Annotated in this window: 13 protein-coding genes; 4 read left to right on the top strand and 9 right to left on the bottom strand. The window is 32.9% G+C overall.

From position 1 onward, the window contains the following. Positions 1-94 precede the first annotated feature (94 nt). Both NG655_RS04970 and NG655_RS04965 read left to right on the top strand, forming a co-directional pair. Complete coding sequence (locus NG655_RS04970) at positions 95-256, top strand: hypothetical protein (protein ID WP_252158235.1); 162 nt, start codon at positions 95-97, stop codon at positions 254-256. 703 nt (positions 257-959) lie between these two features. Then, the gene (locus NG655_RS04965) at positions 960-1,283 is read left to right on the top strand and encodes a hypothetical protein (protein WP_252158234.1); all 324 of its coding nucleotides are present in this window, start codon (positions 960-962) and stop codon (positions 1,281-1,283) included. Here the strand turns inward: NG655_RS04965 and NG655_RS04960 are convergent. Continuing rightward, the gene (locus NG655_RS04960; RefSeq protein WP_252158233.1) at positions 1,242-2,000 is read right to left on the bottom strand and encodes a TonB-dependent receptor plug domain-containing protein; all 759 of its coding nucleotides are present in this window, start codon (positions 1,998-2,000) and stop codon (positions 1,242-1,244) included. The two genes, NG655_RS04965 and NG655_RS04960, sit on opposite strands and share 42 nt — an antisense overlap. A gap of 307 nt (positions 2,001-2,307) precedes the next feature. Between NG655_RS04960 and NG655_RS04955 the strand changes: the two genes are divergently transcribed. After that, positions 2,308-4,377, top strand: a complete 2,070-nt coding sequence (locus tag NG655_RS04955) for a penicillin acylase family protein (protein ID WP_252158232.1) — start codon at positions 2,308-2,310, stop codon at positions 4,375-4,377. Here NG655_RS04955 and bshA read toward each other — a convergent pair whose 3' ends face one another. Genes bshA through NG655_RS04915 form a run of 8 tightly spaced genes read right to left on the bottom strand, consistent with a single transcriptional unit; the run spans position 4,378 to position 13,644 of the window. Next, a complete protein-coding gene (gene bshA / locus NG655_RS04950) occupies positions 4,378-5,505 on the bottom strand; it encodes an N-acetyl-alpha-D-glucosaminyl L-malate synthase BshA (protein WP_252158231.1) in 1,128 nt (375 codons plus the stop codon). 11 nt (positions 5,506-5,516) lie between these two features. Further along, positions 5,517-8,414 (bottom strand): serine hydrolase domain-containing protein, encoded by a 2,898-nt coding sequence (locus tag NG655_RS04945; protein WP_252158230.1) that lies wholly within the window; start codon positions 8,412-8,414, stop codon positions 5,517-5,519. 11 nt (positions 8,415-8,425) lie between these two features. Next, positions 8,426-8,911: an ABC transporter ATPase gene (locus tag NG655_RS04940; protein WP_252158229.1), complete on the bottom strand. Its 486-nt coding sequence runs from the start codon at positions 8,909-8,911 to the stop codon at positions 8,426-8,428. 2 nt (positions 8,912-8,913) lie between these two features. After that, positions 8,914-9,696: a (Fe-S)-binding protein gene (locus NG655_RS04935; protein ID WP_252158228.1), complete on the bottom strand. Its 783-nt coding sequence runs from the start codon at positions 9,694-9,696 to the stop codon at positions 8,914-8,916. A gap of 5 nt (positions 9,697-9,701) precedes the next feature. After that, positions 9,702-10,151: an LNS2 domain-containing protein gene (locus tag NG655_RS04930; protein ID WP_252158227.1), complete on the bottom strand. Its 450-nt coding sequence runs from the start codon at positions 10,149-10,151 to the stop codon at positions 9,702-9,704. A gap of 18 nt (positions 10,152-10,169) precedes the next feature. Further along, positions 10,170-11,504, bottom strand: coding sequence for a 4Fe-4S dicluster domain-containing protein (locus tag NG655_RS04925; protein ID WP_252159087.1), 1,335 nt, complete (start codon positions 11,502-11,504; stop codon positions 10,170-10,172). An 11-nt stretch (positions 11,505-11,515) separates the two neighbouring features. After that, positions 11,516-12,460 (bottom strand): MlaD family protein, encoded by a 945-nt coding sequence (locus tag NG655_RS04920; protein WP_252158226.1) that lies wholly within the window; start codon positions 12,458-12,460, stop codon positions 11,516-11,518. Positions 12,461-12,513: 53 nt separating this feature from the next. Next, the gene (locus tag NG655_RS04915) at positions 12,514-13,644 is read right to left on the bottom strand and encodes an N-acetylmuramoyl-L-alanine amidase (protein ID WP_252158225.1); all 1,131 of its coding nucleotides are present in this window, start codon (positions 13,642-13,644) and stop codon (positions 12,514-12,516) included. Between the two features lie 135 nt (positions 13,645-13,779). Here NG655_RS04915 and NG655_RS04910 point away from each other — a divergent pair, with 135 nt between their 5' ends. After that, positions 13,780-16,419 (top strand): putative LPS assembly protein LptD, encoded by a 2,640-nt coding sequence (locus NG655_RS04910; protein WP_252158224.1) that lies wholly within the window; start codon positions 13,780-13,782, stop codon positions 16,417-16,419. Position 16,420 lies beyond the last annotated feature (1 nt).

Here is a 16,420-nt window from a genome sequence, read left to right as displayed (position 1 = left end):
ATCTCATTATTTAAAAAAAAATGGTAAAAAAAATATAAAAATAGTGTCTGTTTGAAACATATGGTTAAATTCGTCTAAAATAAAGGGTATAAAGATGAGAAGAAAAGAGTGTGAGAAGTGTAAGAAAGAATATACCATCATGTACCGAGTACAATATACCTCTGAAAAAAAATGGGTTTTTCTGTGTAAAGATTGTTCTTTAGAAGTTAAAAAGGAAAATGACAACTACCGATATGGAGGTACTTGGAAATATTGATTAAAACTTAGTTGATTTTAAGTGGTACATTCTGTTTTTTAATAAAATTTTACTTTTTTAGATTAAAGCATCAAGTGTCAGAACATATTTACTCCTAAATTTTAGTTTATTTTTTCTTTTAAAAGTTCTAATGAAATAATAATCCACTTTATTATATTTGTTTAAATTAAATAAATATAATTATGGGAGTTGGTGGAATAGTAGTTGTTACTTTTTTATTTTGTATTGCAATGTTAATTGCCATTGAAATTAAAGAGCGCATATAAATAAACTTAAAGGATTTAAACCTAAAAAATAAATTATGGAAACATATAAATGTGATAAATGCGGAATGGCAGTAAATGCAAGTTGCGCAACATGTAACGAACCGCTTGTAAACGGAACTCTTCAACTAGAAGATGGTAGTTCTGTACAAATTTCAAAATGTCCTAAATGCGAAGGCAAAATAAAATCTCCACAATGTTGTGGGGCTGATATGAGTTGTTCGATATAGCTGTACTTTTATAAATCAAAGACCCGAAAAAGGGTCTTTTTTTTTTTAGAATATTTAATAAAAGTGTATCTTAAAGAAAAAAATATGGAATGGTATATTAAAAACCGATGGTGGATCTGGTCAATTACATTTGTTTATTTAGCTTATAAATTATTCTTGACCCTATATTATTGAAAATAAAATACTTTAACTCAAAGATACCCAAATCTTATGAATCAAAATGACTTAAAATTTCAACTTCCAGGAAGAAATGAAATAACCCGTTTCGAAAAAATACACAACATAACTTTTAAGAATGCAACTGAAGCAGACGCTCTTGTTGCAATGGAAATTTCCGATGGAATTAAAAACTGTAAATCCGAGAACTTTGTCCTAGGGCTTGCAACAGGTTCATCTCCAATCGGTGTTTATAAAGAACTTGTTCGTCTACACAAAGAAGAAGGATTAAGTTTTAAAAAGGTTGTATCATTTAATTTAGATGAATATTTTGGCCTAAAAGCTCGGAAGATTACTTGCAGTAGACATTCCTGTTGAAATTTCTAAAGAGACTTTTGATCCGCTCAAGCCTTTACCACTTTTAGTGGTAATAATGATTACACCATTAGAAGCTCGAGATCCATAAATAGCTGCTGCACCATCCTTAAGAACATTAATTTGATCAATATCTGAAGGATTTATACTATTTAAAACAAAAGCATCTCTAGTTTGAACCCCATCAATGATATATAGAGGGTCATTATTGTTTGGAGTCCCATAACCACGAACACGAACCTTTGGAGCTGATCCTGGTTCCCCATTGGTAACTATGGTAACTCCAGAAACTCTTCCTTGTAAAATTTCAGCTGCATTAACAACAGGTAGCTTAACTGCATCTGAAACATCTACCGAGGCAACAGCCCCTGTCAATTTACCACGAGTTTGAGTTCCATAACCAGTAACAATAATTTCATCCAATTGACTAACTGAATCTTCAAGAATAATTGTAAGATTATCTTGGCCATTTATTGCAATCGTTTGTGATTCAAAACCAATACTTGAAAACTCTAAACTAGCTTGTCCGTCTGCGCTAATTGTAAAATTTCCGTCAAAATCTGAGGTTGCACCCTGAGAAGTTCCGGAAATAATTATGGTAGCACCTGGAATAGGTGTCCCATTAGAATCCATTATTAATCCAGTAATAGATTGTTGAGCATGTAACAATAAACTACAGAAAAGTAGAATCATTGTAAGAATTGTAGGTGTTTTTTTCATGTGATTTGATTTTTATTTTGTTAAAATATATGTGTTATAAATCCATATGGAATAGCTTTAAAATAAAAATGAATGAATACTTTAACGAAAAGGATATTATGGTGTTAATATATATAATGAATAAAACTATATAACATTATCATAATCAAATATTTACAGATAAATTGGAAGGTTTTAAATAATTGTATTTTTAACTGTATAAATAGATTTTAACCAAACAATTATCCTCTCAGAACCATGTTAAAATCTTAAAATCATTAACTTTAGAAATCTGTAAATAAGAACTAAGTATTTGCATTAATTAAAAATGATAAAAAACCAATTCTCTTCACTCCTCTTATCAGTACTTCTAACAATCTGTACCACTGTTTATTCTCAAATAAATCCAAAAGAAATTGATATTATTCGAGATGAATATGGTGTGCCTCATATATTCGCTAAAACAGATGCTGAAGTTGCTTATGGTCTAGCATGGGCTCATGCGGAAGATGATTTCAAAACCATTCAACAATCTTATTTGGCCGGAAACAATATGCTTAGTGCTCATATAGGAAAGAAAGGAATTCCAGCTGATTTTCTAGCTCAATTCATCCGCTCAGAAGAATTAGTAGAGCGTGATTATGAAACAAAAACAAGCCCTGAATATAAAAAAATACTTGAAGGATATGCTGCTGGTATGAATCAGTATGCAGCAACGTACCCGGAAGAAGTTCTTTCAGATGAGTTGTTCCCAGTTACTCCAAAAAGAATGATGCGCTACGCCCAGCTTCAACTTTTTATTTCTTCAAAAGGAGACTATTGGGTTTCTAAGATTATAAGTAATGATCTTAAATATGTACCCTCTAAAGAAGAAACTAAAGGATCTAATACATTTGCCTTCAATAGTTCTAAAACCACCGATGGAAACACCTATTTAGCTATAAACACACATCAGCCGCTGGATGGTCCTGTTTCTTGGTATGAGGCTCATTTATGTAGTGAAGAAGGAACAAATATAATTGGAGCTCTTTTTGCTGGAAGTCCAAGTGTTTTGATTGGAGCTAATGAATATTTGGGATGGGCACACACTGTAAATCAGCCCGATAAAACAGATGTTTTCGAATTGGAAATGCATCCGTCAAAGAAAAATGTTTATTTGGTTGATGGAAAAGAACATCTATTAGAATCATTTAAAGCAAAACTTTCCATGAAAATTCTAGGGATACCTTTTAAGGTTTTTAAAAAGTATTACAGAAGTATTTATGGACCTACCTTGAAAAATAAAACGGGCTATTTTTCCGTTAGAACCCCCGCTCTTGAAGAAGTAAGAGGTTTAGAACAATGGTGGAGAATGAATAAAACAAAGTCTTTTAAAGAATTTTATGATGTTTTAAAAATGGAGGCTTTACCGGGATATAACATTGGATATGCAGACAAAAATGATACTATATTTTATATTTCAAACGGTCTAATACCTAAAAGAGCACCCGGATACAACTGGAAAGAAGTTGTCCCTGGAAATACGATGAAAACATTGTGGACTTCTACTTATTCTTTAGAGGAACTTCCGCAAGTAATTCAACCAAAATCAGGGTATTTTTACAATACCAACCACTCCCCTTTTAAGTCTACTGATGAAGCAAATAACCCAAAAGGAGATGATTTTTCACTTGATATGGGTTTTGAACGTTATGACAATAATAGATCCATTCGATTAAAAGAACTTATTGATGCAGAGGATAAAGTTTCTTATGAGGATTTTAAAAGAATTAAGTACGACAGAAAGTATCCAGAAATAATGAATTTTTCATGGATGAATATTAACGCCTTATTTGATATTAAGGCTGATCAATATCCAGACATTAAATCATTAATTAAAAAAATACAAGATTGGGATCGAAAAACAGATGCATCCTCAGAAGGAGCTGGAGTATTTGCCGTTCTTTATTACAGGCTCTACAAATACTATTATAAACTTCCTGCACCAAAAATTTTCCCAAGAACATTTTTAATACAAGCGTTAAGAGACTCTAAAAATTATATGCTTAAACATTTCAATACAACAGATATAACACTTGGGGATTATCAAAAGCTTGTAAGAGGAGATAAAGAAATTCCGATTTTCGGTTTACCTGATGTATTGACCTCAATGAATTCAGTTCAACATAAAGATGGAAAAATTAAGGTTGAAAGTGGAGAATCCTACATTGAATTAGTTCGGTTTACTCCAGAAGGTACACAGATTGAATCTTCAATATCTTATGGGAGTTCTGATCACCCTGATTCCCCTCATTATGGAGATCAAATGGAAATGTATTCTAAATTTGAAACGAAGAAAATGTCTTTGAATAAAGAGGATGCATATAAAAATGCCAAACGTATTTATAATCCTAAATAATTATATAGATTTCAAGGCTTCTTGATATACTTCAATGTATTGACCTATAATTTTAGTGAGATCAAATTTCCTAGCTTCCAGTTGTGCATTGGTCTTAAACTCCTCTAAAAGAACATCGTCTTTTAGAAGTTTTAGACTTTTTTCCGCCATCCCCTCAACATCACCAACCTCTAGTAAATATCCTGTTTTACCCGCTACATTAACCTCAGGAAGACCTCCTGTATTTGATGATATTACAGGAACTCTCATCATCATTGCTTCTAATGCAGCAAGTCCAAAACTTTCTGTTTCTGAAGGTAGTAAAAACAAATCCGAGTAACAAAGCACTTCGAAGACCTGATTACTTTTTCCTAAAAATTTTACATGTTCAGAAAAACCATGTTCTTCGCAATACTCCATCGCTACTTCTTTTTCAGGACCTTCTCCAACCATGATGAGCTTGGCTGGGAGATTATTTACTATTTTTTCAAAGGTTTTAACAACATCTAAAATCCTTTTTACACCTCTAAAATTACTAACATGAGAAACTATCCGTTCGTGTGGTAAAGCAATTAAATCTCTATCACACTCTTCTCTATGATTGGAATGTTTCGTGAAATCAACAAAATTTGGAATTACATTTATGTATTTTTTTATGTTGAATAAATCTATGGTGTCATTCTTTAAACTTTCGGATACTGAAGTTACACAGTCGGAATGATTGATGCTAAATTCTACAGCAGATTTATAAAAAGGGTGACTTCCGACTAAAGTAATATCGGTTCCGTGAAGTGTAGTTACAATAGGTAATTTAATCCCCTGATCTGCTAACATTTTTTTTGCCATATACGCAGCATAAGCATGAGGAATTGCATAATGCACATGAAGTACTTCAATTCCATGGAGCTTAACCATATCTACTAACTTACTAGACAAAGCGAGTTCATAGGGTTGAAATTGAAACAGTGGGTAATCAGGAACATTTACTTCATGAAAATACAGGTTTTCACTCAAAGCTTCTAAACGCACAGGCTGTTTGTAGGTTATGAAATGAATTTCGTGACCTTGTTTAGCTAATGCCAAACCAAGTTCTGTAGCGACAACTCCACTACCTCCAAATGTAGGATAACAAACAATTGCTATTTTCAAATGTATTTATTTTAATTAATTATTGAATCGTAAATGTACTGTTGAATTCGGGTTCTGATATCATGTTTTGACAATAAGTTATTATTCATTGTCGGATATGTTCTATTGGATAAAAAAACATAGATCAATTCATTTTCAGGATCGGCCCAAGCATAAGTTCCTGTAAAACCAGAGTGACCAAAACTTGATTTTGGAACACAACCACAAGTAGATCCTCTTCCAGACAATTGTGGTTTATCAAAACCTACTCCGCTTCTATTCCCTTTTTCACAATATAAACATCTATTGAAAAGATCAAAAGTTTCTGAAGCAAAGAATTTTTCATTCCCGTATTTTCCTTTATTTAGAAATAATTGCATAATTATCCCTACCTCAGTAGCATTTGAAAAAAGGCCTGCATGACCTCCAACACCGCCTAGCATTGCAGCCCCCATGTCATGAACCTCTCCCTTCAATTCCTGATTTCTAAAGTAGGTATCTATTTCAGATGGAATGATTGTTTGATTGGGTAAATTTTCGTTGGGATTGAAACTAGTTCGCTTTAAACCTAAAGGTCTATATATAGAATCTCTTGCTATGATATCAAGAGGTTTACCATATCTTTTTTCAAGAAAATCTTTTAAAAAAAAATACGGAAGATCAGAATATTTGTATTCAAGAGAATCCCTTAGTTTACTTTCTAATATTTTTGTAGATATAAGCTCTGATAAACTTTTTTTACCATAATAATTATCCGCAATTTTAATTGGATATCTTCTGCTTTGTCTTTTGCGGTAATATTTTCTGTTCAGTTTAAGTGAACCTTCTTGAATTGTTTCTTTGTAAAAAGGGATCCACGGAGTTAATCTAGCGTAATGCGAGAGTACATCTTTGACTTTTAGTTCGGATTTGTTAGACTTAGCCCAATTTGGGTTTAAAGCTCCTAATTTAGTCTCTAAAGAAAGAGTGCCTTGATCTACCTCATTAATTATTAATGGTAAGGTTGTAAGGATCTTAGTTAAAGAGGCTAAATCATATAAATCTGTATTTAAAACGGGTCGTTTCTTTTCATAGGTATGATACCCAAAACTTTTATTATAAACTACCTTTCCATGTCGAGCAACCAAAATTTGCATTCCTGGAGTCATAAGGGAATCTATTGCAATTTGAGCAAGCGCATCTATATTATTTAAAGTTTCGGGATTGAGGCCTACTTCTAAAGGGGAACTTTCTGAAAGCTCTGAAGGACCATTTAGATCAATTCCATGTCCAACAGGATAATCAGATGAAATTGAAACCGGTAAACGTCCTGAAGATTTTCTCTTTCCTAATATTATTTCTGCAGTCGCAACTTGAGATTCTTTATTATTTTGATAACCAATTACTAATGCATCTATTTCGGACAGTTCTTTAATAGGAGAAAGAGCATAAGGTTTTACAAAAACATTCAAGATAACAGTATGTTGCTTTGCTAGAAGAGCTATTAATTCTAATTCTTTTTTTGAAAAATTAGATGCTTTCCAGGGACTAGCGTTTGATCTATGAAAACTAATTATGACTTCTTTGTAGGGTTCTAGCTGCTCTAATATTTGTTCGTTTTGTGTTTTGGAATCTACAGACTTTAAATTTATATTTCCAATCAATGTATTCTTAAAAAAAGTCCCTTCATCATCACCTAAACTTAGGTATCCATATGTTTTTGTTTTATCTAATGGTAAAACATTGTCTTTGTTATTAACTACAGTAATTGCATTCTGCATGGCTTTTGCAATTAGATAATCATCCTCTTTTGTATTTAAATCGGAATATAAATTCTCCGTTGAGATACTTTTATAATCCCCTAGACCTGCAAGATATTTTGCTTTTAATATTTTCTTTACTGAAACTTCTAGTCGCGCTGGGGTATAGAGTTTTGCCTTAAAAGCGCGTTTCATTTTTTTAATTGCCAAACGAACATCATTTGGAATTAATAAGATATCATTACCTGCCACAAAAGCAGCAACATCGATTCCAAACTTAGGACTAATTCCCGAAGCTCCTTTCATATTCAATGCATCAGTAATTACAAGACCTTTAAAATCTAATGAATCTTTGAGTAAAGTCTGAACCGTTTTGTACGACAAAGAAGAGGGTATGCCAGAATCAATAGCGGGAATGTCTAAGTGAGCTACCATTACTGATGAAATACCAGCATTTATTATCTTTTTAAATGGGTACAATTCAACTTCATCAATTCGATCTGATGCAAAGTTAATTGAGGGTAATCCCAAATGAGAATCCGTTGAAGTATCTCCATGTCCTGGAAAATGTTTTGCTGAAGATAAAATTCCTGCTTTGTGCATTCCCTTCATAAAAGCGATTCCTTTTTGTGAAACGTTTTCTTTATTTTCACCAAAAGAACGATTTCCTATGATCGGATTTTTGGGGTTTGTATTTATATCAACAGAGGGAGCGAAATTAATATGGATTCCAAGGCGTTTTGCCTGTTCTCCGATTCTTTCCCCAACAGCTTCTATGAGTTTATTATCTTGAATAGCACCCAAAGTCATGTTCCAAGGAAAAGGCTGAACAGAGTCTAAACGCATTGCAACTCCCCACTCCGCATCCATACCAATTAACAAAGGAATTTTTGATTTAGACTGTAATTTGTTTAACCAATTTGTTTGTTCCAAAGGTCCTCCCAATGAAAATATAACCCCTCCAATTTCATTTTCGGTTACATTTATAGAGATCTGATCAAAATGTTTCTCTCCTTGCTCTGAGAAAGCCATAACCATAAATAACTGACCTATTTTCTGATCAAGTGTAAGTGAAGAGTAAACGCTATCTACCCATTTCTGCTGAGCTTCATAATCAGTTGATAAAAGAGGATCTGTAGTTTGTGAATACACAGAACAAAAACTCAAAAGAGAGATCAGAAGAATTCGCATTAAAAAGGATTTTATTTAATAAAACGAGAATGCCAACTTTGTCCGGCTGGAACTTCCCAATGACTGAGATATTCAGCTTTATTTAACACTAAGTTATTAAAAACTATTGTGTTAGAAGAAACTTTTCTTTTTTTAGCTAAAGATCTAAATTCCTTTAAAGGCGTATATAAAAATTCTGACCCGTTTTTATGGGTAACATTCATTTTATCTAGAAGTTGAATTTTGTATTTTTCTTCAAGAGATTGTATAAAACGAACAGATGAATCAATAGAACAACCAGTTGCTCCCTGAACTTTTTCATTTAGTGCAATTACAATAAAGCGATCATAAGGAATTTCATAAGAAGTAACCAAATCAGCTCCATGAGCTGTCCATTGATTAAGGAAGTTTTCTAATTCTTTAATTAGATCCGTTTTTTCTTCTTTAGAAAAAGTTCGAGAAGCTTGATAAATCCAAACTCTAGATTCATCTGATAAATCTTTAAAAGGAATTAGCATGATTATAGATCTTTTGCGTTTGCAATTAACTCTGCTATGTCCATGACTGGAATTTCACCTTCTTTTTCCTTATTTTTTATACCATCTGTTAACATGGTATTACAGAAAGGACAACCTGCTGCAATAATATCTGGTTTAACTTCAAGAGCTTGTTCTGTCCGTTCAATATTAACGTCTTTATTTCCCTTTTCAGGTTCTTTAAACATTTGTGCTCCTCCTGCTCCACAACAAAGACCCTTTGCTTTACAGTTTTTCATTTCAACTAATTCGGCATCTAACTTTTGAATTAGATCTCGAGGAGCTTCATAAACATTGTTTGCTCTTCCAAGATAACAAGGGTCATGGAAGGTTATTTTCTTCCCTTTATAACTTCCTGTTTCAATGGTTAGTTTACCGCCATCTAAAAGTTCTTTTAATAGTTGAGTATGATGAATAACCTCATAAGTTCCACCTAAATCAGGATATTCATTTTTAAGCGTATTAAAACAATGTGGGCAGGCTGTAACAATACGCTTAACTCCATAACCATTGAGAACTTCAATATTAGTAACCGCTTGCATTTGAAAAAGAAATTCATTACCAGCTCTTTTCGCTGGGTCTCCCGTACAACTTTCTTCTGCTCCTAAAACGGCATATGAAACCCCGGTATTGTGAAGAAGTTTTACAAAAGCTTTTGTAATTTTCTTTGCTCTTTCATCGAAACTACCTGCACATCCAACCCAAAATAAAATTTCGGGGGTTTTTCCTTGTGCAGTTAATTCGGCAAGTGTTGGAACTTTAATCATATATTTTAGTTATCGTTTACTCCGTCATCAAAGACTTGAATAGTAACTTCTTTTTTAACTAACTCTGTAAATTTCCCTTTGTATTGAGTTGCTTTTACTAAATGGTTATCAATCCAGTGGTAATTTCCACCTCTTGGTTTCCCCATAAGTAAACTGTGATATTTAAAACCGTTACGCTTTAACCATGCTTCTGTAACTTCTCTGTTTGCTTCAACACGTGATGTAAAAAAACATATTAAATGACCTTCGTCATACCAACGGTTACAAGTTTCTAAAGCATCTGGATAAAGTTCTGCTGTTTCCATGCGCTCCGGTTCTTCATTTGGAATGTCGTCACATATAGTTCCGTCGATGTCAATTAAATAATTTTTAATCCCCTCAGGTAAAACTGGACTTACTTCTTCTCCGTTTTCTACTTTTTTGTGCAAATAATTTTCTGCTTCTTCTTTGTGCATCTCGTTTTGTTTTAGTATTTATAGGTCTTGGACCCAATTTAGTCTGTCTTGTTGGTTGAAAGGCCAAGGTGCCCCGTTATTTTCAATATTACCCATCATGTTATTTAAATCAGTAGGAGCAGCTGATTCTTCCATAACTAAATATTGCCTCATGGTCATAATAATAGAAAGAGGATCAATATCTATTGGACAGGTTTCTACACAAGCATTACAGGAAGTACAAGCCCATAATTCTTCTGCTGTAATATAATCGTTTAAGAGTTGTTTTCCATCAGGAACAAAAACTCCTTTATTTTTAGATATATTATCTCCTACTTCTGTTAATCGATCACGAGTATCCATCATTATTTTTCGAGGAGAAAGTAGTTTTCCAGTTTGATTTGCTGGACATTCACTAGTACATCTACCGCATTCTGTACAGGTATATGCGTTCAATAATTGAACTCTGTTTAAATCCATTACATCAGATGCACCAAACTTATCCGGTTCGTCAGCGGAAACATCTGGAGCGGCATAAGGATCTGATTCCGGATCCATCATTAATTTTACCTCTGCAGTAACCGTTGGATTGTTAGCAAAACCACCTTTAGCTTTAAGGTTTGCAAAGAAAGTATTTGGAAATGCTAGCAGAATATGTAAATGCTTTGAATAATATAAATAATTTAAGAAAATAAAAATCCCTACAATATGCATCCACCAAGCAGCTCGTTCAATTAGAATAACAGAATCGAGGGCCATTCCCTTAAAAACAGGAGTCAAATACTGACTTACAGGAAAAGAACCTGCTTGAAGATAATGTTCTGCTGTTGGGAAATTTGTTTGAATATATAAATCTGCTCCATTCATTGTTAAAAACAAAGACATTAGAACAATTTCAAAATATAAAATAAGGTCGGCATCTAACTTTGGCCAACCTTTCATTTCATTTTTCCAGAAGCGGTTCAATCGAATTACGTTTCTTCTAATCCAAAATATAATAACAGAGACTAGAACTAAAAAAGCAAAGACTTCAAAAACTGCAATTAAGGCATTATACAATCCTCCTAGATGTGGAGCAAAAATACGGTGTGTTCCAAAAACTCCATCAACTATTATTTCTAGTAATTCAATATTAATTACAAGGAAGCCTACATAAACAACTACATGGAGTAAGCCTGCAACAGGGCGTTTAACCATTTTAGATTGCCCTAAAGCTATACGTGCCATGTTTTTCCATCGCTCGGGCTTATCATCGTTTCTATGGATTGATTTACCCAGATAGATATTATTCTTTATTTTTAAAATATTCTTCGTGAATATAGTTACTGCAGTTACCAACAGAATAACAAAAAGAACATTAGGAATAAAATCTATCATAAGGGTGTCTAGTTATCTTGAACTGTTTTGTAAGGAGTTTCTTTTTTACCAAATAATGAAAAATGAACATAACGTTTTGGATGTTCTTTCAAGTCTTTTATCAACAATTCTACCTCTTTTGTGCTGGCTTCTAAATTATTATATAAAGCATCGTCTTGAATAAGTTTACCTAAACTCCCCTCACCTCTATTAATAGAACTTAAAACTAAATTTAAACTAGTCGCAGTAGATTCAAACTTAGTTATCACACCTTTAAGATTAGCTCGAGACAAAGAATCTGTGATCTGATTTAAATTATCTGAAGTTTCTGCTAAATTTTCTAATGTTGTATTAATATTTTTCCCTTGAGAGGATAAAATATTTGATAAGTCTGAAGAAATCGTGTTTAAATTGGTAACAGTTGTAGAGAGGTTAGCAAAGGCTTCATTTAAACCACTTTGTGCTTGATCGTCTAATATTGTATTTAAAGCACCTATTAAAGTATCAGCATCAGATAAAACCGTATCTAATTTTTTTTGAAGTGGTGCTATTTCAGATCCAACAACATCAGTTAACCCAGGTTTAATTCTACTTCGTAGTGTATCACCGGATGCTAAAAAAGATTCTTGATCGTATATGGGTATAATAGCTATGGATTTTCCTCCGATTAAACCTGCCTCATAGAGTTCTGCAACGCTGTTTTTAGAAAACTGAAGATCATTTCTAACCGTGAATGAAACTAAAATTTTGTCTGTTTTAGGGAGGAAGTTGATTGAACTAACCTTACCAATTGTCAAACCATTAACAGTTACTTTAGTGCCAGATTGTAATCCCTCGACCTGGTCATAAACAGCGTATAGTGTATTTTCACTCTTAAAAAGTGAAGTGCCATTTAAAAAATTGAAACCGATTAAGAATAAAAAAATTCCCAATAGAACAAATATTGCAGCTTTGATTTCTTTAGATTGTTTCAATTTAATTTTATTTATATTCAAAAATAATAATTATTTCGGGTTTAAGGGGTAAATTACCTTTTGATTATAGAGGATAATTTTATTTTTTTGTTTTGCTTAAAAGCAACTATAAATGCATGTTTATATCCCTTGCGAATTGCCTTCTTTTTTAACTTATCAGCTTTATTATAGGAATCCGCCGATCCATAGTAATAACGGTATAAGGTCCCTTCTTTTTCTTTTGTAATAGGATCTAATCCTTTAAAGTTATAACTTTTAGTTTCTAGGTTTTTGGAACTAGCAGCAATCTGTATTTTAAATTCAACATCCGTTGATTTTAGATCAACAGGATCTTCAGAAGTTTCAGAAGTTTCAGAAACAATAGCTTCTCCAATAGACCCCGAAGTAATAACTGAGGAACTTAAAGAGTTTTTGTAATTTATAATTGCTTTTGATATCGCCACAGACATTTCGGATTGCCCCTTTGAGGAATTTAAATAAGCACCTTCTTTTCTGTTGGTTAAAAAACCTGTTTCAACCAAAACACTAGGCATATAAGTGTACTTTAACACAACAAAACCAGCTTGTTTTACTGTTCTATCTTTACGTTTTAAATTAGCGACAAAGCTTTTTTGAATAGCATCAGCGGCTGTAATACTTTGGTTTAGGTAGGTTTCTTGCATTAAAGTTAGTCCAATAACCGACTCAGGATCATTAGGGTCAAAACCATCATAATTTTCCTCGTAATTTTTTTCATAAAATATTACGGAATTTTCTTTCTTGGCTACCTCAAAGTTTCTTTGGTTAGCATGAAGACCCAATACAAAAGTCCCTGCTCCATAGGCCTGAGAGGTGTGAGCATCACAATGAACTGAAATAAAAAGATCCGCATCAGCACGATTTGCTATTCGTGCTCTTTCGATTAAATCAACAAAAACATCTGTTTTGCGAGTATATATAACCTTAACATCGGAACGCTTGTTTAATATTTCACCTATTTGTAAAATTATGTTTAAAGCAATTTTTTTTTCATAATAACCATTCCCACGATTCCCAGAATCTTTCCCTCCATGACCTGCATCTAAAACAACTACAAATGGTTTATCTGGCTTGGGATTCGATTGAGCGTTAACCGTATAAATAGCTAGAAAAAGGGAGAAGCCCAATAATGTTTTGTAAAGTGGCGTTTGTTTAAATGGTTTCATTACTAATAAATACTTAAAAAGCTTAACAAGCATCAAAAATAAATGTAATTTTGAAGCGTTTATTCTTATACAAAACTAGCTTATATCAACTTGCAAACAAAGTCTTTTTATTCAGTCATATTGTTAATACTTTTTTTGAAGGTAAGTAGCTCCTTTGCTCAAGAAGAAGTGTTTGCAGATAATCAGGGTAAAAAAGATACTCTATTTGTTAAACAAACCCAAGATTCAACTAGCTTAGACAGTATTCCCAAAAATAAACCTTTACTTCTAGATCTAATAAATTATAGTGCTGAGGATTCTGTTAAAATAGATCAAAAAACAAATAAAATTAGATTGTACAACAAAGCTGTATTGACTTATGAAGACATGCGACTGGAGTCCGGTCTAATTGTATTAGACTATACCACAAATGAAGTTTATGCAGGAAGAATTTACGATTCTATAAATGGACTTACTCAAAAACCAATTTTTCTGCAAGCTAATAATGAAGTAAATCCAGATTCAATACGTTTTAATTTCGATACTAAAAAAGCTTTAATTTGGAATTCAAAAACTGAACAAAGTGGAATGAATGTTTTTTCTAATTTCACTAAAAAAGAAAATGACTCTGTTTATTACATAAAAGACGCAAAGGTAACTACCTCTGCTGATCCAAATAATCCAGACTATTACATCAAAATTAGGAAAGGTAAAATGGTTCCTGGAGGTAAAATTGTTGCTGGATTGAGTAACATTTTCATCGCCAATGTACCTACTCCTATTGGTCTGCCATTTGCTTATTTTCCGACTACAAACGATAAAAGTTCTGGAATAATTTTCCCAACTTACGGTGAAAGTCAACAAAGAGGTTATTATATTCAAAATGGAGGTTATTACTTAAATGTAAACGATTATTTTGATTTAAACCTTACGGGAGACTATTATACAAACGGAAGTTACGGACTTAGAGTAGATACTCAATATAAAGTAAACTATAAGTATGCAGGGAATTTAAGTTTTAGATATGAAAAACTAGTAAATGGGGAACGTGGATTTCCAGATTATAACAACTCAACGGTTTACAACGTTAGATGGACCCACAGAAGAGATGCTAAAGCAAGCCCAACCTCTAACTTTTCTGCTTCGGTTAACTTAGGGTCAAGTGATTATTTTGTTCAATCTGTAAACCAACTTAACGATGCTAATTTCTTAAACAATACCCTCAGCTCATCAGTATCATACTCAAAATCATTCCCTAAATATCCAAGGGTAAATATATCGCTTACTTCTTCCCTGTCCCAAAACACAAAATCACAATCGGTTAATCTAACCTTACCCACTTTTCAAGCGAATATGGAACGGATTTTTCCATTTGCACCCAAAACAGGAACAAAAAAAGGGTTCATTCAAAACATTAACTTCCAGTACTCAACTCGAGGAGAAAGTAGAATTATTACAACGGAAGAAAAGTTATTTAAAAATGAAATGTTTGAAGATGCTCGTGCTGGAATAATTCATAACATTCCGATCAGTACCAATTTTAAAATATTAAAACATTTAAGCATCAGTACATCTGCAAATTATAAGGAAATATGGACGCCAGAAACTGTGAACTGGAGTGATTATTCAATTGAAAATGGAATTGAAAATAATGCCGTAAAAGACACTCTTAAAGGTTTTGATGCATTTAGAGAATACAACTACAGTGCGAGTTTAGGAACTACAATTTATGGAACTTTTAATTTTAAAGAAGGTAGTAAGATTCAATCCATACGTCATACAATGCGACCCTCTATAAGTTATAGTGTACAACCAAGTTTCGAAAAGTATTACGATGAATATATTATTGACGCTGAAGGGAATACAAGAGAATATACTCGCTTTGAATCTTCTTTGTTTGGAACACCCTCAAGAGGAAAGTCTAGATCCATGGGAATAAGCCTGAGCAATAATTTCGAAGCTAAAGTAACCAGCAAAGACACCTTGAATCCAGAACCAAAAAAAGTTAAAATTTTAAACAACTTAAACTTAAGTACTTCTTATAATTTAAATGCAAAAGAGTTTCATCTTGCTCCCATCAGAATAAACACTGGCGCCTCTGTTTTTAAAGACAAAGTAAGCATCAACATGGCGGCTACAATGGATCCTTACGGTGTCGATGAAAACAATACACGTATCAATACTTTTCATATAAAAAATGGAGGAGGATTAGCACGTTTAACAAGTGCAAATGTCAACATTGGCTTTTCATTATCGAACAAAGACTTTATCAAAAAAGAAGATGATGAAGAAGAAGATGAAGAGGAAGATGATGAGTTCATGAATAGTAATTTTGAACGCTTATCAGGTGGAGGTCGAGACGATGATTTATTTGGAGTAGCAAATAGTTTTTCAGATAATCGTTTTCAAGATAACAATCAAGAAGATGATGAAGACGAAGTTCAAAGCTCGTTGTACCGTACTGTAATTCCATGGGATATTAAATTTGCACACTCATTAACCTACAACAACTCTAGAGGTCAAGACGAGATATCAAATAATTCGTTGATGATATCTGGAAATCTTGATTTAACTCCGAAATGGGGAATTGGATTCTCTTCTGGATATGATTTTAAACAAAAAGGAGTTACTTACACACAATTGAGATTTAATCGAGATTTAGAAAGTTGGCGATTAAATTTTAGTTGGGTACCTTTCGGAAATAGAGCTTCATGGAATTTCTTTATTGGAATCAAATCTGGTCTCTTGAGTGATTTAAAATATGACAAAAGACGCGAACCCGATAAACGACTTTAAA

The sequence above is a fragment of the Candidatus Arcticimaribacter forsetii genome (genome assembly GCF_910589745.1).
Classification (GTDB): domain Bacteria; phylum Bacteroidota; class Bacteroidia; order Flavobacteriales; family Flavobacteriaceae; genus Arcticimaribacter; species Arcticimaribacter forsetii.
This window is presented reverse-complemented; position numbering and strand designations above follow the sequence as displayed.

Bases quoted from the DNA above. Each gene is read 5' to 3' on its own strand.
- NG655_RS04970 (WP_252158235.1), top strand. From the start codon at position 95: ATGAGAAGAAAAGAGTGTGAGAAGTGTAAGAAAGAATATACCATCATG.
- NG655_RS04965 (WP_252158234.1), top strand. From the start codon at position 960: ATGAATCAAAATGACTTAAAATTTCAACTTCCAGGAAGAAATGAAATA.
- NG655_RS04960 (WP_252158233.1), bottom strand. From the start codon at position 2,000: ATGAAAAAAACACCTACAATTCTTACAATGATTCTACTTTTCTGTAGT.
- NG655_RS04955 (WP_252158232.1), top strand. From the start codon at position 2,308: ATGATAAAAAACCAATTCTCTTCACTCCTCTTATCAGTACTTCTAACA.
- NG655_RS04945 (WP_252158230.1), bottom strand. From the start codon at position 8,414: ATGCGAATTCTTCTGATCTCTCTTTTGAGTTTTTGTTCTGTGTATTCA.
- NG655_RS04940 (WP_252158229.1), bottom strand. From the start codon at position 8,911: ATGCTAATTCCTTTTAAAGATTTATCAGATGAATCTAGAGTTTGGATT.
- NG655_RS04935 (WP_252158228.1), bottom strand. From the start codon at position 9,696: ATGATTAAAGTTCCAACACTTGCCGAATTAACTGCACAAGGAAAAACC.
- NG655_RS04930 (WP_252158227.1), bottom strand. From the start codon at position 10,151: ATGCACAAAGAAGAAGCAGAAAATTATTTGCACAAAAAAGTAGAAAAC.
- NG655_RS04915 (WP_252158225.1), bottom strand. From the start codon at position 13,644: ATGAAACCATTTAAACAAACGCCACTTTACAAAACATTATTGGGCTTC.